The sequence below is a fragment of the Arthrobacter sp. C152 genome, assembly GCF_054890965.1.
The window spans coordinates 1-20,113 of sequence record NZ_JBTZSU010000008.1; the positions used below are offsets into that span (position 1 = coordinate 1).

The following is a 20,113-nucleotide window of genomic DNA, read 5'->3' on the forward strand; positions in this document are numbered from 1 at the left end:
CCGAGGAGAAGCCGAGCAGGTGCTGGGCGACGGCAAGGCAGAGCAGTTCGGCGTCACTCAGAACTGGTTTCCGGCCCGGCCGGCGGTCCCTGGACATGCCAAGGTCAGGCAGGACATGGTCATCCAAATAGACGTACAGTGTGGTCAGGAGAGTGTTTAGTTGAGTGTTCACAGACCCGGCTTAACACTCTCCGCCTTATTTTAAAAGCGCCCGCGCCCCGCCAAGGCAATAGGACTTACTCATCTAGGGGCGCCGCCGGCGTGCGCCGTCCCGGAGAGGTTCCGGGACGGCGCAGTCCTCCACTCTTGCTGGAGTGGTGACGTCCTCAGCTGCAACGTGCGGCCGTTTGCCTCAGGCAGTGATGGCAACGTTCAACATCAAAGAGACCAAACCAAAGGCAGCAGCAAGGCTGAGATACCACATGGCCTTCCGGATGGCCAGGTATTTCGTTTGGACCGTATTGGATATCTGGATGATTTGATCAAGGAAACGATCTTTAGGATTTATGCTCGATGCCTCTATGAGTTCTGCAACCCGCTCCCGATCGCGTGCGTCCACAACGTCGCCGTAATAGGCGACAACTTCGGGCCGTGGCCCCTTCGCCCGGATCCTTGGGTAAACCGCTGAACCAAGCCAATAAACTGCGACTGCTGCCGAGGCGGAGCCAACCCACCACAGCCATTGAATTCGGACATCCAACTGGAAGGGAGTCCAATCACCTCCCAAAATCGCAGCCAGCAGAGCTCCAAGTGCCACGCCAGAGGCTGCCAGAAGAATCGACGCTTTGTTGTCAGCGCGGACAAGTTCTTCCCTTGTCTCAGTAAGAAGTGCTTTGGAGTATTCGATAACGGGGTCGTTCATGGGCGTTGCACTCCTCTTGAGGACTTGGCGGGTTGTAGCTTCGATTTGTCGCGGTCCCGGCCAGTTGTAGTCGTTTTATGATGTGAAAACATTCGAGAAGGGCTAGCGACCCGCCTCGGCAAAGCGCGGGGCCATGGACTCCATCTGCTCCATGACGAGCTTGATAGCCTCCGGTTGCTTGTCCGGCGGGTACCCAAATCGCACAAGAAGCCGCTTGATCGAGGAGCGAAGCTTCGCCCGGACGTCGTCGCGCACGGTCCAGTCAGTGCGGACGTCGCGACGCATGACGGCTACCAGTTCACGGGCGATGTCAGCCAGAACGCCTTCGCCCTGGACCTCCACGGCTGACTCGTTCTGGGCCACGGCGTCGTAGAACGCGAGTTCGTCGGAGTTCAGCGGGGGAGTGAACTGCTCACCGCGCTTACCCTCAGCGGCGACTTCACGCGCCAGCTCCACCAGCTCAGCGATAACCTCAGCTGACGTCAGCTGCTGGTTCGTGTACTTCTTCATCAGTTCGGTGATTCGTTCCGAGAACGCGCGCTTCCGGATTACGTTATTCCGCGTGGAAGAGGCAGACTCATCGGCAATAAGCTTTCGCAGCGCCTCGATGGCTAGGTGTGGGTTCCGTGCCTTCTGCGTCTTGGCGATGAACTCTGGTGTGAGGTCATCCAGAGACGGCTTGGGCATGCCTGCAGCATCATAGATGTCCAGAACTTCGCCAGAGGATGTCGCGGAAGCAATGAGGTGTCCCAGCAGCCGCTGGATCTCCTCTGGCACTGGTTCCCCGCTCGCCTGCCGGTCGGCGGCGTCGTACTTGGCCATCCAGACGCGGATTTCCTCGTACGCCTGGATCTCGGGACGCAACTCGGCCAGACTTTCCGAGCCGGAGCACAGCGCCCACGCCCGGGACAGCTGCCCGGAGAACCTGCGATACTTCGCGGCAAGCGATTCCTCACCATCGGCAGGCTGATTACCCGGAGTGGCAGGATTCCGCAGGTAGCTGACAGCTCCGGTGACGGCGTTCAGGAAGGATTTCGGTCCGCCTTTCAGCAGCACGGATTTCCAGTCATGGCCGGCCAACAAGGAGCGCAGGTTCTCCACGAGGGAAACCGTCAGCCCCACAGCCTCGTCCACGTTGCGGCCAACCGGCTTGTTCGCCCGGTCAGACTGCGTGTACTCACTCAGCGCCTTAGACAGGTTCTCGGCCAACGGCGCGTACGCCACCAGCAGCCCGTCTTCCTTGCCGCGGAACGTGCGGTTGACCCGGGCAAGTGTCTGCATCAGCAGCGCTCCCTTGAGCGGCCGGTCCAGGTACAGAGTGTGCAGCGGGGGAGAGTCGTAGCCGGTGAGCATCATGTCCTTGACGATCACCATCTCCAGCTCGTCGTCGACGTCCTTGAGTCGCTCCTTCACCTGGGCGTTCAACGAATCGCGGCGCACATGGTCGGACACTGGCGGCACATCTGTAGCATCGCCCGAATAAACCACTTTGATCTTGCCCTTGGACAGGTCGTCGCAATGCCACTCCGGCCGCAGTGCCACAATGGCGGAGTAGAGGTTTGCGCAAATCTCCCGAGTGCCGCCCACGATCATCGCCTTGCCTGGCACCTCAATGAACTTGAGCATCCGATCACGCCGGTTTTCCCAATGCGCCACCAGGTCCTCTGCCAGCGCAGCGATGCGCTGCGGCGCACCGTACACAGCATTGACGACGGCGACACTCGCCTCAATGCGCGCGCGTTCCGTGTCGTCGAGCCCAAGCGTCAGTTCATCCGCGGACTTGTCCAAGTCTTCCTCGGTTACGCCTTCGGAAAGTCCCACCTTGATCAGCCGCGGTTCGAAGTACACCGGCACTGTTGCGCCGTCCTCCACCGCACGTGATAGGTCGTAGATGTCGATGTAGTCGCCGAAGACTTCCTGGGTGTTCCGGTCGTCGAAGGAGATCGGGGTCCCGGTGAAGGCGATCAGCGTGGCGTGGGGGAGTGCGTCACGCAGGTGGCGGGCGTAGCCGTCCAGGTCGTCGTAATGCGAGCGGTGCGCCTCATCCACCACCACGATGATGTTGCGGCGGTCGGACAGCAGCGGATGGTCGGCACCGGCTTCCTTCTCGGACCTGCTTCGGCCGAACTTTTGCAGCGTGGTGAAGTAGATGCCACCAGTCGTCCGGTTGCTCAACTCGTCCCGAAGCTCCGACCGCTTCTTGATCTGCTTGGGTGACTCCGCGAGGAGTAGGCTTCGGTCGAAGCTCTCGAACAGCTGGCCGTCCAGTTCGTTCCGGTCGGTAATGACCACGACGGTGGGGTTTTTGAGCTTTGGCTGCCGCGCCACCATGTTCGCGTACAGTTCCATCTCCATGGACTTGCCAGACCCCTGCGTGTGCCAGACAACTCCTGCCTTCCCATTGCTTTCCACCGCCTGGATGGTGCTGGCCACCGCTTTGGTCACTGCGTAGTACTGGTGCGGCTTGGCGATCCGCTTGGCCAGCCCACCGGAGCCTTGGTCGAAGGCCGTGAAGTTGCGGACCAGTTGCAGGAAACGTTCCTGGTTGTAGAGCCCGTCCAGCGCGGTGTCGAGCGCGGTGACCGCATCGCCATCCAGGATGTAGCCCTGCGGAACCGGCACGCCGTCGTCGTCAACGTTCCACGGTGAGAAATGGTTGAAGGGGGTGAAGGGAGTCCCGTACTTGGCCTGGATTCCGTCACTGGCGAGCGTGAAGACGCAGAAGCGGAACGCCATGGGAAATTCGCGAAGGTACGTCTGCAGCTGGGCGTGGGCCCCGGGGAGGTCGGCGTAGGCGCTGCCGGCCTTCTTGAGTTCAATGATGCTGACGGGCATGCCGTTGCAGTAGAGCACAATGTCGAAGCGCCGTCTGTAATCGCCCTGCACCAAGGTGACCTGGTTGACGGCGAGCCAGTCGTTCTGGTCCGGCGCCTGGCTGAGCAGTCCGATGGTCGGGTTGGCCTCGTTGCCATCGGAGTCGATGTAGGTCAGTCGATAGCCGTCGACCAGGCAGTTGTGGATGCGGTGGTTCTCGGCCAACGCGTCGTTCGACTGCGGTGATGCGATTTCCGCCAAGGCCTGCTGCAGGTACTGGGCCGGGACCTCCGGGTTGAGCCGCTGGAGGGCTTGAAGCAGGCGTGGCCGGATCAGCAGCTCGGCCCACGCCTCGCGTTCCCCGGTGCCGGGTGCAATCGCCTGGCCCTCCATGGGCTTCCAGTCCAACTCCCCAAGCCGCTCCTTCGCGGCGCCCTCCCAGTCGGCTTCCGAAAAGGCCACTGCTGGTGCTGTCACGGTGATTCCCCCCAAATCGATTTGTTGTTCAGCTTACTCAGGCTTCGGACGGTGATCCCCGGTTGCCCATCAATCGCGCCGCGCGTTTACACTCCGGCGTTCTCCAGGACTTTCTCTGCATCCTTGACCCGGAGCTTTCCGGACATGAGCTGGGGGAGGAGAGTGTCGCGGGTCGCGGCGAGCGATTCATTTTCGGTTTCGCTGCTTGCAATCAGGTCAAATAGAACGGTTGCGGTGGCGGTGAATGTATTCAGACGGTCCTTCGACGGCACGCGAATCCGGCTTGCGTGTGCCTCGTTGCGGTTAAGACCGGGCACTGCCGAGTCATTATTCATCTCGTCAAGGCGTAGAGTTCTAAGGAGGAAGTAGCTGAAGATCTGGCTGATGTTTGCAGATCTCGGCACGACATAGAACGTAGTGTCGATTGGGAAGAAGGGCCGGCGAGACCAGTGGACTGCACCGGCAGTTCCCTTTCTTCCGACGACGACGCCAGGGTTTTCGCAAAGCGCCTCGGTGTGCGTACCCGAGACTCCGCCGCTCCCGTACACGTCCACATTCCCGGGTGTCCGCTTAGAGGCTGGCAACGACTTGCCATATTCGAGGGCCAAGATGTCACCGAGCACCGCTTCCTCGCTGGCGCCGCGCAGTGCATCAAGAAAGTACGCTTCCGCGAGGTTCTTAGCGGTAGCGGCAAGCTTGGTGTTGTCGGCGATCTTGTCGTCGAGGGCGCCGAGCACCTCCGCGATTGCCTGCTGCTCATCAAGGCTCGGGATTGATACGGGCCACGCGCCCATAGTGGAGAGGCTGATGCGGTTTACGGTTGCGCCGTGGATGGTGTGTTGTTCAATCGTTCGCTGGAACCCTGGGCTGAGATAGTAGTAGAGAAGAAACTTGGGGTTTACCACTGAACGGTTCGGACGAATAAGTGCCATGCGCCTGCCGAGGCATGCGCGAACGTCCGCAGGCATGAGGGCTGCTTCCCCGAGTCGCGTCTCATAGGAGAAGAGAAGATCCCCCTCTGTGGGCTCAACGCGCTTGGTCCATTTCTGAAAGTCCGTTTCTGAAACGTGATCGGACTGATCCAGTTCCAATCGTCCGCCGTTTAAACTGGCGATGTTCAGGAAGTAGGGCCCTGATTCAATCCGCTTGGGTGTCGCGTGGGGGCCGTCAAAGAGCGCGCCAAGGTCACGAACGGTCAGATCAGACATCGACCCTCCCCAACTGCTCGCGCACAGCCGCTGCCAACCGCTCGGACTCCTCGAACTGCTTAAACAACTCCTTCGAAAGCCGCGCGATCTTTTCCTGGATCGGCTCACCGTCGTCCTCCACTTCCGCGGCGCCGACGTATCGGCCCGGTGTCAGTGCGTAGTCCGCTGCCTTGACCTCGGCGAGTGAAGCCGAGTAGCAGAAGCCGGCCTCGTCTTCGTACGTCAGCCCTGCCTCAACTGCCGACGCGGTGCCGCGCCAGGCGTGGTAGGTGTTGGCGATCTTTGCGATGTCGTTGTCGGACAGGGCGCGCTCGGCGCGGTCCACCATGTGGCCCAGGTTCCGGGCGTCGATGAAAAGCACCTGCCCGGTCCGGTCCATCGAGCCGCGCGGTCCGGCGGTCTTGTCCTTCGCGAAGAACCAGGTGCAGACCGGGATGCCGGTGCTGCGGAAGAGCTGGGTGGGCAGGGCCACCATGCAGGAGACGAGGTCGGCCTCCACCAGCTGGGCGCGGATCTCGCCCTCGCCGCCCGAGTTGGAGGACATGGAGCCGTTGGCCATGACCACGCCGGCGCTGCCGCCGGGCGCCAGCTTGGAGATGATGTGCTGGATCCAGGCGTAGTTGGCGTTGCCGGCCGGCGGGACGCCGTACTTCCAGCGCGGGTCCGACTCGGACCGGGCCCAGTCCTTGATGTTGAACGGCGGGTTGGCCATGATGAAATCCGCGCCGTTGTTCCCGGTCAGCTCCGGATGCTGGTCACGGGCAAACGTGTCGCCCCAGCGTGAAGCCAGGTTGGCGTTCAAACCGTGGATGGCAAGGTTCATCTTGGCCATCCGCCACGTGCGCTCGTTGAGCTCCTGGCCGTAGACCGAGATGTCCGAGCCCTCCAGGTGGTGCGCCGCCAGGAACTTCTCTGCCTGCACGAACATGCCGCCCGAGCCACAGCACGGGTCGTACACCCGCCCGCGGTGCGGCTCCAGCACCTCCACCAGCACGCGGACAACGCCAGCGGGCGTGTAGAACTCGCCGCCGCGCTTGCCCTCGGCCTTGGCGAACTTCTCCAGGAAGTATTCGTACACCTCGCCGAGCAGGTCCCGCGCCTTGCTGGCGCCCTGGCCGGTGAACCGTGCGGAGTTGAACAGGTCCAGCAGCTCACCCAGGCGGCGCTGGTCCACGTTGTCCCGGTTATAGATCTTGGGGAGCGTGGCGGCCAGGGACTTGTTGTCCTGCATGATGAGCTCCATTGCCTCATCAATCAGCAGTCCAATGGACTTTGGAGCCGCCCCGTCCACTGAGTCCAGGCCCTTGGCGTTCTCTGCCAAGTAGGTCCAGCGTGCCCGGGGTGCAACCCAGAACACGCCCCGGCCGGTGTATTCGTCAACGTCGTCAATGAGCTGGGCGATCTGCCCTTCGTTGAGGCCATCGGCTTCCAGCTCGGCCTGGATTTGTTCGCGCCGTTCCTCGAACGCGTCCGACACGTACTTCAGGAACACCAGCCCCAGGATCACGTCCTTGTACTGTGAGGCATCCATCGAACCGCGGAGCTTGTCCGCCGCCTTCCAGAGCGTGTCCTTGAGTTCCTTCATGGTGGACGGGGCGAGGTCCACCTTCACTTTCGGGGGCATTATGCAGTTCCTTCTTCTGGCACGGCGTGGGTAATAGGGTCTGTCAGGGTGAGGCTTCCGCCCGCTACGCCGTCCGTAATCAGGGTAGCGAGTTCTTCCAGCTGTTTGAGCCGTTCGCGGGCCTGGGCCTGCTCGTGTTGCAGTCGCTGCAGGGCGTTAGTGAGCGGCTGCCGTTGGGCTTCGCCTGTGCGCCGCAGCTGCCAGTTGCGCCAGGACTTGTCGGCCGGGTTGACGTTGTTAATGTCACTGGCGAGGAGGGCGGGCAGCAGGCCGCCCGGGTCACCTTGGTCAATTCTCAGGATCCGGGCGGGAAAGACGACGACGCCGCCGCCCGCCGCGTCCACAATGGCCGAGGGCCGCGGGCTGGTACAGAAAACAACGTCGCCGGGTTCGGTGAGCCGCCCGGCAGGGTAGCTGGCGGCGAAGTCCAACAGGGTGATGAAGCGCGGGGGGGCATCATGGGGGTCCAGCAGTTCCTCCCGGCCAAGGATCCTGCTTCCCGCCGTCGTGTTGAGGTGCTGCTCTTCGACCCGGATGCCCTTCACGTACTTCAGGTGCCCAGAGCCCACAAGTTCTGTGACCGAGGCTGGGGCAGGGGAGGAGCGGTTGGCCGTAGGCTGAACACCAAGAAGCGTAGTGTCACCACTTCCCCTTGTAGACAGGGCCCTGACGAGTTCGTCGGCACGTAGTGCCGCCTCTGCGCCGGGCGCCGCCGTTGTCGTAGCCTTGGCGGGCAGCTCTACCAGGGCACCGGTTCGCGCAAGCAGAAGCCGGGTCTGCACCAACCGGGCGAACCGGAAGGAGTGCGCGCGGATGGTGGCGCGGTTGCCCATGGACGCGACGACGTCGCTGATCAGGTCCTGGCTCACGTCGACGGTCAGCGCGGCGGTGGTGAGGTCTGCCACCATGGTCCACCGGTCTGCGATGGGTACCTCGGCAAAAGAAGGCCCCAGCACCCACAGCGCCTGCGGCTCGCGTGGCTTTGCCCGGAGCAGCCCGGCCGTGAGCCGGATGATGGCCCGCACCCGGCCGGACCGGAGCAGGTCGGCGCGGACGTTGCCCGTTTCACCGGCAAGGGCATCAGACAACACCCGGGAGGGAGCGATCACCACCGCGCGCTGGGAATCATCCATTTGCAGCACGATGTTCTCGATACCGGACAGGATGCCTTTGGTGTCGAGGCTGGGTTTGCCGGGCGCGGGATATTGCGCAACATGGACGGCGGGACCGGTGACGGCGAAGGCGCCTTTGCTATCAACCTTGACGGGCCCACTGTCCGTGCCATGCACTGCCAGGCGCCGGCGGGCGAAACGTGAGGCGCCGCCGTCGTGATCCGCTGCCAAAAAGGTGGCGGACTCTGACTCGCTGAAGTGCTGCGCGATGCTGAGCATGACGTCGCTTCCGCCTGGTGTGGCGTCCACAAAGACTGGCCGGCTGTCCAGCGTGACCGCGAGCTCTATGGCTGCCGCGCTGATGAGGTTGAGGGCTGGGGCTGTCAGTGCGGTATCCGCATGCTCCCTCAGGCCCTCCTTGAAGCGGTGGGTCAGCAGTTTCTCAAACGCCGCTGGAGCGCTGTAGGCGCTGTCCGCCAGCCTGTCCGCGAAGCTGGCCAGCCCAGGAAGTGCGGAGCCAAGGGTCTCCAGTTCCGAGTACAGGAACAGATCATCCGGATCGGCCTCGTCCGCCTCATCTACGAGACGGGAGGCGCCTAAGTTACCCAGCACCTCTCCGGTGATGACTTTCAGGGCGAGCAGGGCTGTGAGGCCGTCGAAGGTCTTGCGGCCGTCCTTCAATGGCCCAGCGTGATCCGCGGGTTTGGCGTGGACGGCGACGTCGTTTCCTGCCTCAGGGTTGTTGCCCCGGCCGGTTGCCTGCAGCCATGCCGAAACTTCGTCGGCGTCGAAGAGTTCGACGCCGTTTACCGTTTCCGAGGGTGAGGGGAACGGCAGAGGCCCTCCGCTGCTGCGCTTCCGCCACATGGAGACGACGGGACGCTGAACCTGCGAGAGGGATGCCACGTCCGACAGCGTCATGCGCATTGAGCCCGTTGCTGTATCCATTCCGGTTCCCCCTTCGTCGAGTGTTCCCACAGCCTAGCCGGATGCCATGACATCGCCACTTTTCCGCTGATAACCCCCGTTATCAGTTACTCAGCGTCCGCGTACGCCAGCCCAGCCGTAGCTTGTTTCTGCAGCCACGAAGGAAATCTTCCGAAGCTGTGGCGGTGGCGGGAAACCGCACATTGGGGGGAGGTATCCCGCCGCCGACCTGCAGGACTCATGGAACGAGGAAGAGAAATGCTGAACAACGACATCGGCCCGGGGGAGATCCCCGACACTGAGCAGGCGTACCAAGCCGGGCATGCGACTCCTGCTCAGCTGACCAAGCGTGGCCGGAAGAAGCCTGCCCTTCTGGCGGCGGCCGCCGTCGTGCTGTTTGCCGGCGGAACGGCGCTTGGAACGGCATTGCCGGATCCCACGGAAAGCACCGCATATAAGTCCCTCGCTGGCGAGAAGTCCACCGTCGAGACCGAGCGGGACGCTGCACTTTCCAGCTACGCCTCACTGAAAGGCAAGTCCGACACGCTTGAAAACGGCATGGCTTCCCGTGAATCCAAGGTTGCGGCCCGGGAGGCCGAAGTCGGCAAGGCCGATGCTGCCGTGAAGACGGCTGAGGCAGCGGTCAAGGCCCGCGAAGACGCCGTGACCGGGGCCGAGAAGGCGAAGGCGGCGCGCACCGTGGGCGACGGCACGTGGACGGTGGGAACCGACATCGAACCCGGCACCTACCGGGCCGCGGCTGCCGTGGGATCCACCTGCTACTGGGGGATCTACCGCAGCGGCAGCAACGGCGGCGACATCATCGAGAACGACATCCCCGGCGGCGGCCGCCCGGTTGTCACCCTCTCCGCAGGGCAGGACTTCAACTCAACCCGCTGCGGCAAATGGGAAAAACAGTAGCCACGGCTACTCCGCAGGATCATCTAATCGCATCACTTGAAAGGCACCATCATGACCGACCACAACTTTGCCCCTGTCCCGCCGGCTGCCCAGGCACCTGCCGTCCGGCCATTTTACAAGAAAAAGCGCTTTGTGCTTCCGGCAGGCGTCCTGCTGGTGGGCATCCTCATGGGCTCCTGCTCCGGGGGAAGCAAGCAGGCTTCCGACTCCAGTTCGGTCGCCTCCGCCATAGAGTCCGTTGAAGCGGCTGCGCCGGCTGCCACTGCGCCTGCCGCCCCGGCGGCGACAGCACCGCCGTCGTCCGCTCCTGCTGCTCCCGCGGCGCCTGCAGTGGGCGTTCCATTCTCCGTGAAGATGCGCAACGGCAACGTTGCCAGGATCACTGTGGTGTCCGCTGTCCGGACTGACTCTGTCACCACCGGCGCGTTCGCTACACCGCCCAAGAACGGCACCTACCTGCTCCTGGACGTGCTCTGGGAAACCGAGTCCGGTAAGACCAGCTCCAACCCGCTCTACTTCTCGGCGAAGGATGCCAACGGGCGTAAGGCAGACATGAGCATGTTCGCCGATAACCAGCTGGGCTCAGGCGAGGTTCTGCCCGGCGACAAGGCGCGGGGCAACGTTGCCTTCGATATTGCTCCGGGTGCTGCCACCGTCATGATTTCTGATCCGCTGCTGCAGGAGGCTGCACGGATCCAAATTCCGGGATAAGTTCACTTCCGCCCGTGCGGTCTGATCGGCGGAGGTCCCGCAGCGTGGCGAGCAGGATCCTGCCGCGTCATGCGGGACACTGATGACGACGCGGTAGGGGAGCCCTGGGCTCCTCTGCCGCGAACCGAATTGCAGCGTTTATAGAAAGGCTCAGGGTTGAGCCTGTGGTTTAGAGGGGACAACGTAAATGACCGAAAGCGAAGCTGTCACGCTGGAGACCCAGTTGGATGATGAGGAAGCCAACGCAGACATCGCGAAGGCGGTCAGTGCGCGTCATTCAATCGCACGCAAGTACGTCATGCGGATTCGTCGCCGGCGTCCAGAGGCGACACCCGCCGAGGTGATCAGGCTGCTTGAGCGTCACTACAGCACGTCAATCACGGCTGCCGGGGCTGCGATCACCGCCGGGTCGATCGCGGCTGAGGTAGGAATCTCGTTGATCCCGGGCGGCAGCGTCGCGGCAACCGGTCTGAAGACAGCTGGGAAACAGGCGGCTAAGAAGACCGTGCAGGTAACGGCCAAGGAGGCGGCCAAAGTGGCCGCGAAGAACATGGCCATGGGGGCTGCGAAAACGGGTGCCCACCGAGTGGCCGCCCTCCTCCCTGCCGGTGATCAGCAGCTCCAGTTCGAGCTCACCGCAATTTTTGGGCTTGCCTTGGCCGACATCCACGGGAAGGCCCTTGACCAGGACCAGGCCCACGCGTTGGTCTACGGGCTGACCAATGAGCGGGTAAGCCAGGAGCAAATTGCCATCATGGCCAAGGATGTCGCGGAGACTTCCCCCGACGGTGTGGTGGGCGTTGGCCACAAATTTGCCGCCGCCAGCGGGGACTGGTCCCATTGGGCGACTACCCTGGCTGATACCCTGCCCAGCGGCGCCGCGCAAAGCCTCGTCCGGACCATGCAAACGGGTCAGCTGGACACCGTGCGGGAGACCTTGAACGGAAAACATCAGACGGCGATCGAATACGGCGTGGGTGCGTTGACTGGAGGCGTGAGCCGTTTCGTTTTTGGCCGGGACGTCGTTGAGTCCGCCCGTAAAGCATTCCCTGAGGCTCCGGCAGAGTTCCCGACACACCTTGCTTTGCAGAGCGAGTCGTCAGAAGCCGACGACCGGGAGTCCGAGCCCAACCGCGCACTTGCAGCTTTGGAAGACGCTGCGAAGTCCACAGGAAGCTGGATCACCGGGACGGCCAGCACTGTTGGAGAAGGAGTTGCAACCGGTGCCTCTGCCGTGGGGTCTGGGGTAGCGAGCGCTGCTGCTGCAGTGTCCCGGCCCTTCCGTGCCGTGGACGTCGACGGAGATGGCATCCCGGATGAGCCACAGGCCCTCACTGCAGTAAAGGGCCTTGGAGGTGCCCTTGCCGGAGCCACCGGCGCGGCGAGTGGAAAAGTTGCTGGCTTGTTCAAGTCCCGCAAGCGAGGCGCGGCCGATGAGCCGGAGGAGGCGCCTGGGGAATGAATCCGGACGATTACAGCGCAGAGTTGGCCGCGGTATCGGAGGCACCGTCGATGGCGGGGAAGCACGTCTGCGTCGTGGGTGGCGGGAACTCGGCGGGCCAGGCCGTCCTGCACCTGGCGAAGTATGCGAGGAAGGTGACGCTGCTGGTACGCGGGCCGGAGCTGTCCGCCAGCATGTCGGACTATCTGATCTCGCAGCTCGAAGCCACCTGGAACGTCGCGGTCCGGTGCAGCACCGCGGTGGTGGGGGCCCGGGACCGGGATGGTTTCCTGGCCGCAGTGAGGGTTGCCGCAGCCGGCGCCGAGGCTGCGTCAGGCGAGGAGATCGAAGCGGCAGGCTTGTTCGTGCTGATCGGATCCGTGCCGCGGACGTCCTGGCTGCCCGATACTGTGGAGCGTGACCCCGCGGGCTTCCTGCGCACAGGCGCCAGCCGGGACACCGGCCCTGCCAGGCCCACGCTGGCACTGGAAACCAGCCTGCCCGGTGTGTTCGCGATCGGCGACGTGCGGGCCGGTTCCATCAAGAGAGTTGCCACCGCGGTCGGGGACGGCGCCACCGTGGTCTCGATGCTGCACACATACCTGGCCGGGAACCCCCTGCCTGCCGCAGCCACTGGCCCCGGGGAGGCAGCCGGGACGGAGGAGATGCCCGGGGATGTCCACTCCAACTGATGCCACACCGTTGATCCGGCCGATGCGGTGGCTGCTCTACATCGCTGCTTTGCTCGTGTTCCTTGCCGGGCTGGTGTTGTTCGTTTTTCCGCTCCGGACCGCGGAATGGTTTGCCTGGACAGTCAATCCGCCCATGACCGCCGTCTTTCTCGGTGCGGCGTACTGGTCGAGTGCCGGACTGGAGATCACGGGCGCCCGCTCGGCCACCTGGGAATCCGCCAAGCTTGCAGTCTGGCCCGTGTTCGTCTTCACGGCACTGACCATGGGAGTCACCCTGCTGCATCTCGAACGCTTTCACTTGTCGCCAGCCAATGGCCCCGTTGCCCAGGCAGCCACCTGGGCGTGGCTGGCGATCTACGCCATTGTGCCCGTGGCGATGCTCCTCATCCGTCGGATGCAGGTCCGCTCCGGGCACCCATCGCTGGCAGCCGTAGCTGCGGGACGGCCGGTGCTGCCTGCTGCGCTCCGGGTGCTCCTGGCGGGTATCGCGGGCCTACTGCTGCTGTATGGCGCGGCGCTCCTGGTAGTCCCCCTGATAGCCGCGGCCTGGTGGCCGTGGCCACTGTCCGAACTCACAGCGAGGGCGGTGGGCGCCTGGCTGGTGGGCCTGGGCTGGTCGGCTGCGCAGGGCCAGTCCAGCGGGGACCTCCGCAGCGTCCGCCCCGTGGCCCTGACCTCGGTCGTCTTCGTCATCCTGCAGGTGCTTGCCCTGCTCAGGTACGGCGGCGCGCTCACCTGGCCGAGCGCGCAGGCGATCGGCTTTATCACTGTACTGCTTGCCATCGGGGCGGCCGGCGGTTGGGCCCTTGCCCTGTCCCGTCCGCCGGCAGCCCGGGCCGGAGCCAGGTGACCGGAGTGCTTTACCTTGTTTCCGGCCGCAGGGCGTACGAAGAACCCGAGGGCGTCCGTTCCAGCACGCCGAAGTCCACCATGTAGCGGCGGAGCAATACGACGTCATCCGTGTAGTGGAGAAGCCGCTCGTTGACCTGGCGTTCGGAGAGCCGTTCACCCGGTGCAATGGCCTCGCCTGCAATCCTGGCCAGCAGCTTCCGGCGTTCTGCCACGTTCGCCGGATACCTTTCGATCCGTCCCAGGCGCAGGAACCGGTCCAGCCCGGTCGTGGGCTGACGCCTGGGCTGCTGGTCGAGCAGGTTCCTGAAGACCAGCTCAGAGGCCACCAGCTCACCGGAGGCGCGCCGCTCCACCAACCCGGATTCCAGCAGGCTGGAGATCGCCCGGTTGCGCCGCTGTTCCTTCACGTCAGGCAGCAGGTGGGGCAGTTCCGTGCCAAGTACTATTTGCGCATAGGCCGTCCGGGCGTCACTGTTTCCCAGCGTCGCGATAACCCGCCGCCAGTGCAGGCCGGTCATTCCTATGTCTCCGGCCACGTCGATGACCTCCCTTGCTGCCGCGGACCTGGACTGTCACCCCACGTGGATGCCAGGGCGCCGCTCCGGATCTGGCTCGTTTTCGCGGATGATTTCACGGACCACCGGTGCCGTGTCGCCGCGGCCCAGCAGGAGGTAGCGCATGAGGTGTGCCACCGGGTTGCCTTCCGACCACTCAAAGTAGGCGTGCGGCTTGACGCCGGTGGCGTCGCGCAGGGCCAGCAGGATGGCTGCAATGGCATTTGGCGCGGCCGGACTGTCGGCGCGCAGCACACGGTGGTGACCCACCTCCACGCCGCTGACGTGCAGCACATCGCTGAATCCGGAAGGGTCGGTGACATCGATCTCAAGGAAGATGACGTCCGCTGTGCCAGGCACCGGGTTGTTCTCCCGCTGGGCAACTTCCTTGCCGGCATACTCTGCCTCGTCGCGTGCCTCGGGCCTGTTGGCGATCAGGTTCAGCCGCCCGTCATACGCGAGGGAATCGCTGATGAACTGGCGCGCGGCGTCGTCGAATTCGATGCTGTGGACGCGCAGCTCAGTGGTCCGGCTCACCCGGGAGACCAGGGACACCGCGATGATGCCGAGGATGAAGAATCCCGAGATGGTGATGCCGTCCGGCTTTTCGACGACGTTCGCCGCCAACGCGTAGAGGATGACCAGGGACAGGACCGTGAACCCGATCGCCGCGCCGCGCTGCTTCCTGGCAATTGCCGAGATGGTCACGGCGATGGCGCCGGAGACCATCATCGCCAGGATCCCCGTTGCATAGGCGCCCGCCTGTGCGTTGACGTCCGCTTTGAAGGCGATGGTGATCAGGACACTGATCACCGTGTACACGAGGACCACGGGCCGGACGGCGCGGGCCCAGTCGGGTGCCATGCCGTAGGAGGGCAGGTACCGCGGCACGATGTTGATCAGCCCGGCCATCGCCGATGCTCCGGCAAACCACAGGATCAGGATGCTGCTGATGTCATAGACGGAGCCGAAACCGCTTCCCAGGTGTTCATGGGCCAGGTACGCGAGGGCGCGCCCGTTGGCCTGGCCGCCCTCCTGGAACTCCTCGGCCGGAATCAAAACAGTGGTCACGAAGCTGCTGCCCATCAGGTACACGCTCATGATCAGCGCGGCAACAGTGAGGAGCTTGCGGGTATTGCGGACCCTGCTCTCCAGCTTCTCCTCCGGTGTGTTGCCCTTGGCGGCAACCAGCGGCATCATGCTGACGCCGGTTTCGAATCCGGACAGGCCGAGCACGAGCAGGGGGAACGCTACGAGCGCAGGGCCGACGATGCCGGCCGGACCCGCACCGGGCCGGCTCAAAGCCGACGTCCAATCCGCGACCACGCCCGGCGTCGTGAAGGCTTCGACCAGCCCTGCCCCGATGATGATGGCGTTCAGGACCAGGAAAACGGCCACCAGCGGTATGGCAACCGCCACCGCTTCGGAGAAGCCCAGCAGGAACACCCCGCCCAGGATCAGCAGCAGGACCACGGTGATGCTTACCGCCTGTCCGTGCAGGGCCGGTGGAAGGTACGGGTTCTCCAACAGGTGCACCGTGGCGTCAGCCGCAGAGAGCGTGATGGTGATGATCCAGGAGGTGGCGACGAAGCCAAGCAGGACCAGGACGAACACCTTGCCCCGCCAGAACGGCAGCAACCGCTCCAGCATGGCCACCGACCCCTGGCCGTGGGGGCTTTCCCCGGCCACCCGCCGGTACATGGGCAGCATTCCCAGAAGGGTCAGGGCGACAATCAGCAGCGTGGCCAGCGGTGACAGTGCGCCGGCCGCCAGGGCAGCAATGCCGGGCAGATATGACAGGGTGGAAAAATAGTCCACGCCCGTGAGGCACATGACTTTCCACCAGCTCTGCTGGGGACCGTGGTCCTCTGCGGACTCCGGGCCCACGGGTTGGTGGACCCGGTGTTCGAGCAACCAGCGGACCAGCCCGCTGTGCGGCGCCGACTCCTGCTCCGGGTTGGGGACCGTGGTGGGAATCGAAAACGGTTCGGAAGCCGTCAAGGACGTCTCCTTCTCTGCGGAGCCAAGCCGGTGCGCTGGCTTCACATCCGGTGTGGTGGTTCCCGGAGCGTACCACCGGATCGCCCCCGCTGGGTGAATGGGTCACCTGGTCCACCAAGCACGACGGCGGCGGGCAGCCTGGGCGGTGGGCCTCCGGGCTGCACGGAACAGGTAGGCTCTCGCTATGGATGCTGCCACCTCCATCTCTGTCGTGATCCCGACCCGCAACGATGGGCCGCAGCTGCAGATCTGCCTCGCCTTGCTCGCCCACCAGACCAGGCCGGCCGACGAGATCATCGTGGTGGACAACGCCAGCAGCGATGGAACCGCCGAAGTGTGCGCCGCAGCAGGGGTCCGGCGGATGGCTGTGGACCTGCAAGGTATCTCCGCCACCGCGGCTGCGGGCTTTGATGCGGCGTCGGGCACGCTCATCGCCCGGCTGGACACTGACTCGCGGCCGCCGCAGGACTGGCTTGCACGCATTGAGTCGATCCTCGGTTCCGCCGGACCGTTGACCGCCGTGACAGGGCCTGGCGACTTTTACGGCGGGACCAGGTTCGCCGACTGGGCCGGCCGGCATGTGCTCCTCGACGGCTACTTCAGGATTATCGGGTTCTTGCTCGGCCACCGCCCGGTTTACGGCTCCAACTTCGCCCTCCGCAAAGAGGTCTGGGCCCGGATCCGCGACGGCGTCGTCCGGGACAATGCCCTGGTCCACGACGATTTCGACATCTCCTACCGCCTGCCGCCTGACGTGGATGTCATCTACGAGCCGACACTGAGGGTGGGCGTCTCTGCCCGCCCCTTCGCCACGTGGGCCGCATTCCGGCGCAGGATTGTCATGTCCGTGGAGACCTTCCGCGTCGAGTTCCGCCATGAACCGCCGCTGCGCCGCCGGCTGGCCCGCTCGCGGTGGCGGCGTACCCACGGAAAAGGCCCCCGCTAGGAGGGCCGGTCCGCCTTGGCGTAGAGCGCCAGCAGGTCCCGGCTGAACTCATGCGGCGACGTCTCACAGGGGCTGTGGCCACCCCTGTAGACCCCGATGCGCGCCTGGATGGCCTGCGCGAACAGCCGGTGGAGGCGCAGCGGCCACAGGTCGTGCTCCCCGACGGCGACAAACTTTGGCAGCGGAGCTGCTGCCAATACCTGCCGGAGATCGGGCGCCTTCTGCATCAGCGTATATATGTCCCGCACTGACGCCCGGCGCGTGAAGCGGAACCGGTAGCTGACGAACCGGCGCCTTCCCGGCGGTACATGCACCACCCTGCTGCTGCGGATGCCCCAGATAAGCAACGCCGCGCCGATCCGGCCGTTGACCCACGTGCTGAAGCGTCCGATGCGGCTCACCCCCCTGAAACTGGGCCCGGGCTCGGGCGGGCAGCTGAGCAGGGTGAGTGACCGGAACACCTCAGGGCGCCGCGCGTAGGCCAACTGTGCAACGATGCCGGCGAAGGAATACGCCACAACATGGGCAGGGGTGGTGGTCGTTTCCAGGACCGCCAGGAAATCATCCACGAACAAGGGGTAGTCGTAGTGCCGCCGTTGGGGCACGAGGTTCTCCGGGCCCGCTCCCGCGGATTCATACTGGCCGGCCAGGTCATAGCTGAGCACGAAATACCCGGCGTTGGCCAGGTCGGGCATCATCAGCGAGAAGTCTTCCTTGGAACCGGTGGCACCGGGCACCAGCACGACGGCGGGATCGTCCGGGTTGCCCAGGCTGAGGCCGGCGAGGGTGCCGCTGGGGACATTGAGGATGCAGCGTACCGAGCCCGGGGGAAGTACGGACCAATCGACATCGCCCAGTTCCGCGTCCATCAGGGCGGCCGCGTCCACCCGGGCGGAACCGAATTCCTCCGGGTCGACTCCGTAATCCCGCGCGTCCGGCTCTGGCATGCTTCAAAAATAGCCCAGCGGCGGCGCTTAGTCAGCCGGGGGCGCGGCCGGGTGCGGGGCCACTCTGCGTACAAAGGCATGCAGGCGCCGGTACACCTCCTGGGACTCCGGGTAGCGGTAGTCCTGCTGCCAGGTATGTTCGGTGTTGCTGCTGCTCCACCCGTAAACCAGGGACTCCACCGGCACGGCATGCTGGCGGAGCCGCTCGATGAAGTTCAGGTTTGCCCGGTAGAAGAAGTCACGCTCCGAGGTACTGACGAACACCGGCGGATGGCCGGCGTCCAGCCATTCGATCGGGGACATGAAGGCTGCGGCGTCCTCAAGCCGCCTCACGGCCGGACCGGGCACCAGCCGTCCAGGCAAGCGGCAGGCTGGCGCAGCTGTCGGCGGCAGGAGCATCCGGACAAAGTTGAGGCTGAGGACGAAGCCGCGTTCAAAGAACACGGAGAAATCGACGGCGCTGCAATGTTGCACCAGCCCCTTGAGGTGGTCCGCGGCAAGGGCCGGCCGCAGCGCGTAGTGCCCGGCCAGTTCGGGCCTCAGAGTGGCTGCGGTGAGCAGCGCGGCGATCTGGCCGCCGGCGGAGTCACCGCCGAGGACAACCCGCTCCGGGTCGCCTCCGTAGCCGCTGATGTGTTCAGCCACCCAGGCCAGAGCGGCGTTCGCATCGTGGAGGACATGACCCAAATGGAAGCGCGGCGCACGGCGGTAGTTGACGTTCACCACCACCATCCCGCCCAGCGCCTGGCTGGCGCAGTACTTGGTGACGGCGGCCCTGTCACCGGACGTCCAGCCGCCGCCGTGGAAGTAGACGTAGACCGGAAGCGGCATCCCCGGTCCGGTCCCGGCGGGCCCCAGGGACGCTTCCGCCACGGGAGCCACGGGAACCAGGACGTCGAGGCGGTGGGCACGCAGTCCGGTCCCGGCGTAATCGACGTCGAGCGCGTAGTGCACTTCAGTGATCGGATCGCAGTTGAATCTGGCGCGTTCCCGCGGGCCCACGGCAAGCATCAGCAGCCGCCAGGCCCACACCGGAACACGGCGTAATGCTGCCCGGCCGCCGCGGGCGAAGGAGAAGGCGCTGCCGGGACGTGGGGCCACCGCGGTCATTCCCCAATATTACCGGCGCTGGATTGGTCAGTCGCCGCCCGCTTCAAGGATCCGCCGCGCATCCGCCTGTGCTTCGAGGGACGAGTCGCTGACCGCTTCGCCCCTCAGGTGGCCCGAGGCGGCCATCATGCTCCGCAGTTCCTGGATGGTCAGCGGCGGACCCGTTCCAGAGTGCGCCACGGCGTGGCAGTTGGGGCACAGGGGCACGAGGTCGGTTATGGGATCCAGCTGGTAGCCGCTTTCGAGCAGTGCCGGTGGCACCACGTGGTGAACGTCCATCGCGTCGGCGGTGCCGTAGGTTGCTTCGAACGAGAAGCCGCAGGCTGCGCAGGATGTGCCGTGGAAGGCCAGGCAGCTTCGCCGCGCGTCGGCGTTCCGTTCGAAACGGTTTACGTCGATCCGGCTGACTGCTTCCGGCGGAAAGGTGCCCGGAACCAGCTGGCCCCGGCCGGCCGCCGTCGGCCCCTGCTCACGCCAGAGCCGGCGAAGGCCGGGCTCCGCTGACGGCGGAAGGACCATGCCGGCCCGGCGGATTGCTGCGTCCCACGGCACGCCGGGAACTGCTGCGCCCAGCGTCCGCGCGCGCAGCTGTTCGCCCATGGGCAACAGCGCGTCAAAGGCAACGGTGACACACCATTCGGCGGCGCCGGGCCCGGCCCCGGCGGCGGCCTGGAAGGGTTCGGACATCACCATTCCGTGGCCAATCAATCCCGTGTCGGCATCGCCGGCGCCCTGCAGGAGGAGCCATGCTTCCGTCCCGGGGCGGGCAGGCGAGCGCCCGTCGATGCGCCACCGGTCCAGGTATTGCCCGGTCTGGGCTACATGCTCGACGACGGCGTCATAGTCCCAGCGGTTCCACGCCTTGATGTCCCAGCCAAGAATCAGCGCACCCATCGGCTCACCTCACCCTGTGC

The 20,113-nt window shown here is 64.8% G+C and carries 16 protein-coding genes and 1 pseudogene; 6 read left to right on the top strand and 11 right to left on the bottom strand.

Annotated elements, in window-relative coordinates:
• The 6 genes and pseudogenes from ACYSM9_RS07830 to ACYSM9_RS07855 all read right to left on the bottom strand — a co-directional run.
• Positions 1-172 (bottom strand): annotated as a pseudogene (locus tag ACYSM9_RS07830) (IS982 family transposase); the annotation flags it as partial.
• 180 nt (positions 173-352) lie between these two features.
• Positions 353-862, bottom strand: a complete 510-nt coding sequence (locus ACYSM9_RS07835; protein WP_461856418.1) for a Pycsar system effector family protein — start codon at positions 860-862, stop codon at positions 353-355.
• Between the two features lie 102 nt (positions 863-964).
• Positions 965-4,138, bottom strand: a complete 3,174-nt coding sequence (locus ACYSM9_RS07840; RefSeq protein ID WP_461856567.1) for a type I restriction endonuclease subunit R — start codon at positions 4,136-4,138, stop codon at positions 965-967.
• A gap of 101 nt (positions 4,139-4,239) precedes the next feature.
• A complete protein-coding gene (locus ACYSM9_RS07845; protein WP_461856419.1) occupies positions 4,240-5,361 on the bottom strand; it encodes a restriction endonuclease subunit S in 1,122 nt (373 codons plus the stop codon).
• Positions 5,354-6,985, bottom strand: coding sequence for a class I SAM-dependent DNA methyltransferase (locus ACYSM9_RS07850; RefSeq protein WP_461856420.1), 1,632 nt, complete (start codon positions 6,983-6,985; stop codon positions 5,354-5,356). Before ACYSM9_RS07850 ends, ACYSM9_RS07845 begins: the two co-directional genes overlap by 8 nt.
• Positions 6,985-9,045 carry a hypothetical protein gene (locus ACYSM9_RS07855; protein WP_461856421.1) on the bottom strand — a complete coding sequence of 687 codons (2,061 nt, stop codon included), beginning with the start codon at positions 9,043-9,045 and terminating at the stop codon, positions 6,985-6,987. The genes ACYSM9_RS07850 and ACYSM9_RS07855 overlap by 1 nt, the downstream gene beginning before the upstream one ends.
• Positions 9,046-9,282: 237 nt before the next feature.
• On the opposite strand from ACYSM9_RS07855, the gene ACYSM9_RS07860 reads away from it, so the two are divergent.
• From ACYSM9_RS07860 to ACYSM9_RS07880, 5 genes are all read left to right on the top strand, one after another.
• Positions 9,283-9,945: a hypothetical protein gene (locus tag ACYSM9_RS07860; protein WP_461856422.1), complete on the top strand. Its 663-nt coding sequence runs from the start codon at positions 9,283-9,285 to the stop codon at positions 9,943-9,945.
• A gap of 51 nt (positions 9,946-9,996) precedes the next feature.
• The gene (locus tag ACYSM9_RS07865; RefSeq protein WP_461856423.1) at positions 9,997-10,656 is read left to right on the top strand and encodes a DUF4352 domain-containing protein; all 660 of its coding nucleotides are present in this window, start codon (positions 9,997-9,999) and stop codon (positions 10,654-10,656) included.
• A gap of 187 nt (positions 10,657-10,843) precedes the next feature.
• A complete protein-coding gene (locus tag ACYSM9_RS07870; RefSeq protein ID WP_461856424.1) occupies positions 10,844-12,118 on the top strand; it encodes a hypothetical protein in 1,275 nt (424 codons plus the stop codon).
• Positions 12,115-12,789 carry an NAD(P)/FAD-dependent oxidoreductase gene (locus tag ACYSM9_RS07875; RefSeq protein WP_461856425.1) on the top strand — a complete coding sequence of 225 codons (675 nt, stop codon included), beginning with the start codon at positions 12,115-12,117 and terminating at the stop codon, positions 12,787-12,789. Before ACYSM9_RS07870 ends, ACYSM9_RS07875 begins: the two co-directional genes overlap by 4 nt.
• Positions 12,773-13,639 (top strand): hypothetical protein, encoded by an 867-nt coding sequence (locus ACYSM9_RS07880; protein ID WP_461856426.1) that lies wholly within the window; start codon positions 12,773-12,775, stop codon positions 13,637-13,639. The genes ACYSM9_RS07875 and ACYSM9_RS07880 overlap by 17 nt, the downstream gene beginning before the upstream one ends.
• Before the next feature lie 10 nt (positions 13,640-13,649).
• Here ACYSM9_RS07880 and ACYSM9_RS07885 read toward each other — a convergent pair whose 3' ends face one another.
• Positions 13,650-14,177 (bottom strand): DUF2087 domain-containing protein, encoded by a 528-nt coding sequence (locus ACYSM9_RS07885; protein ID WP_461856427.1) that lies wholly within the window; start codon positions 14,175-14,177, stop codon positions 13,650-13,652.
• A gap of 36 nt (positions 14,178-14,213) precedes the next feature.
• The gene (locus ACYSM9_RS07890) at positions 14,214-16,196 is read right to left on the bottom strand and encodes an APC family permease (RefSeq protein ID WP_461856428.1); all 1,983 of its coding nucleotides are present in this window, start codon (positions 16,194-16,196) and stop codon (positions 14,214-14,216) included.
• 184 nt (positions 16,197-16,380) lie between these two features.
• Between ACYSM9_RS07890 and ACYSM9_RS07895 the strand changes: the two genes are divergently transcribed.
• The gene (locus ACYSM9_RS07895) at positions 16,381-17,142 is read left to right on the top strand and encodes a glycosyltransferase family A protein (RefSeq protein WP_461856429.1); all 762 of its coding nucleotides are present in this window, start codon (positions 16,381-16,383) and stop codon (positions 17,140-17,142) included.
• Here ACYSM9_RS07895 and ACYSM9_RS07900 read toward each other — a convergent pair.
• The 3 genes from ACYSM9_RS07900 to ACYSM9_RS07910 are packed head-to-tail and all read right to left on the bottom strand — an operon-like array spanning position 17,139 to position 20,093.
• Complete coding sequence (locus tag ACYSM9_RS07900; protein ID WP_461856430.1) at positions 17,139-18,089, bottom strand: alpha/beta fold hydrolase; 951 nt, start codon at positions 18,087-18,089, stop codon at positions 17,139-17,141. The two genes, ACYSM9_RS07895 and ACYSM9_RS07900, sit on opposite strands and share 4 nt — an antisense overlap.
• A gap of 27 nt (positions 18,090-18,116) precedes the next feature.
• Positions 18,117-19,190 carry an alpha/beta hydrolase gene (locus tag ACYSM9_RS07905; RefSeq protein ID WP_461856431.1) on the bottom strand — a complete coding sequence of 358 codons (1,074 nt, stop codon included), beginning with the start codon at positions 19,188-19,190 and terminating at the stop codon, positions 18,117-18,119.
• A gap of 36 nt (positions 19,191-19,226) precedes the next feature.
• Positions 19,227-20,093, bottom strand: coding sequence for an HNH endonuclease (locus tag ACYSM9_RS07910; protein WP_461856432.1), 867 nt, complete (start codon positions 20,091-20,093; stop codon positions 19,227-19,229).
• Positions 20,094-20,113: the final 20 nt, after the last annotated feature.

Bases quoted from the DNA above. Each gene is read 5' to 3' on its own strand.
- ACYSM9_RS07835 (WP_461856418.1), bottom strand. From the start codon at position 862: ATGAACGACCCCGTTATCGAATACTCCAAAGCACTTCTTACTGAGACA.
- ACYSM9_RS07845 (WP_461856419.1), bottom strand. From the start codon at position 5,361: ATGTCTGATCTGACCGTTCGTGACCTTGGCGCGCTCTTTGACGGCCCC.
- ACYSM9_RS07850 (WP_461856420.1), bottom strand. From the start codon at position 6,985: ATGCCCCCGAAAGTGAAGGTGGACCTCGCCCCGTCCACCATGAAGGAA.
- ACYSM9_RS07855 (WP_461856421.1), bottom strand. From the start codon at position 9,045: ATGGATACAGCAACGGGCTCAATGCGCATGACGCTGTCGGACGTGGCA.
- ACYSM9_RS07860 (WP_461856422.1), top strand. From the start codon at position 9,283: ATGCTGAACAACGACATCGGCCCGGGGGAGATCCCCGACACTGAGCAG.
- ACYSM9_RS07865 (WP_461856423.1), top strand. From the start codon at position 9,997: ATGACCGACCACAACTTTGCCCCTGTCCCGCCGGCTGCCCAGGCACCT.
- ACYSM9_RS07870 (WP_461856424.1), top strand. From the start codon at position 10,844: ATGACCGAAAGCGAAGCTGTCACGCTGGAGACCCAGTTGGATGATGAG.
- ACYSM9_RS07875 (WP_461856425.1), top strand. From the start codon at position 12,115: ATGAATCCGGACGATTACAGCGCAGAGTTGGCCGCGGTATCGGAGGCA.
- ACYSM9_RS07880 (WP_461856426.1), top strand. From the start codon at position 12,773: ATGTCCACTCCAACTGATGCCACACCGTTGATCCGGCCGATGCGGTGG.
- ACYSM9_RS07895 (WP_461856429.1), top strand. From the start codon at position 16,381: ATGGATGCTGCCACCTCCATCTCTGTCGTGATCCCGACCCGCAACGAT.
- ACYSM9_RS07900 (WP_461856430.1), bottom strand. From the start codon at position 18,089: ATGCCAGAGCCGGACGCGCGGGATTACGGAGTCGACCCGGAGGAATTC.
- ACYSM9_RS07910 (WP_461856432.1), bottom strand. From the start codon at position 20,093: ATGGGTGCGCTGATTCTTGGCTGGGACATCAAGGCGTGGAACCGCTGG.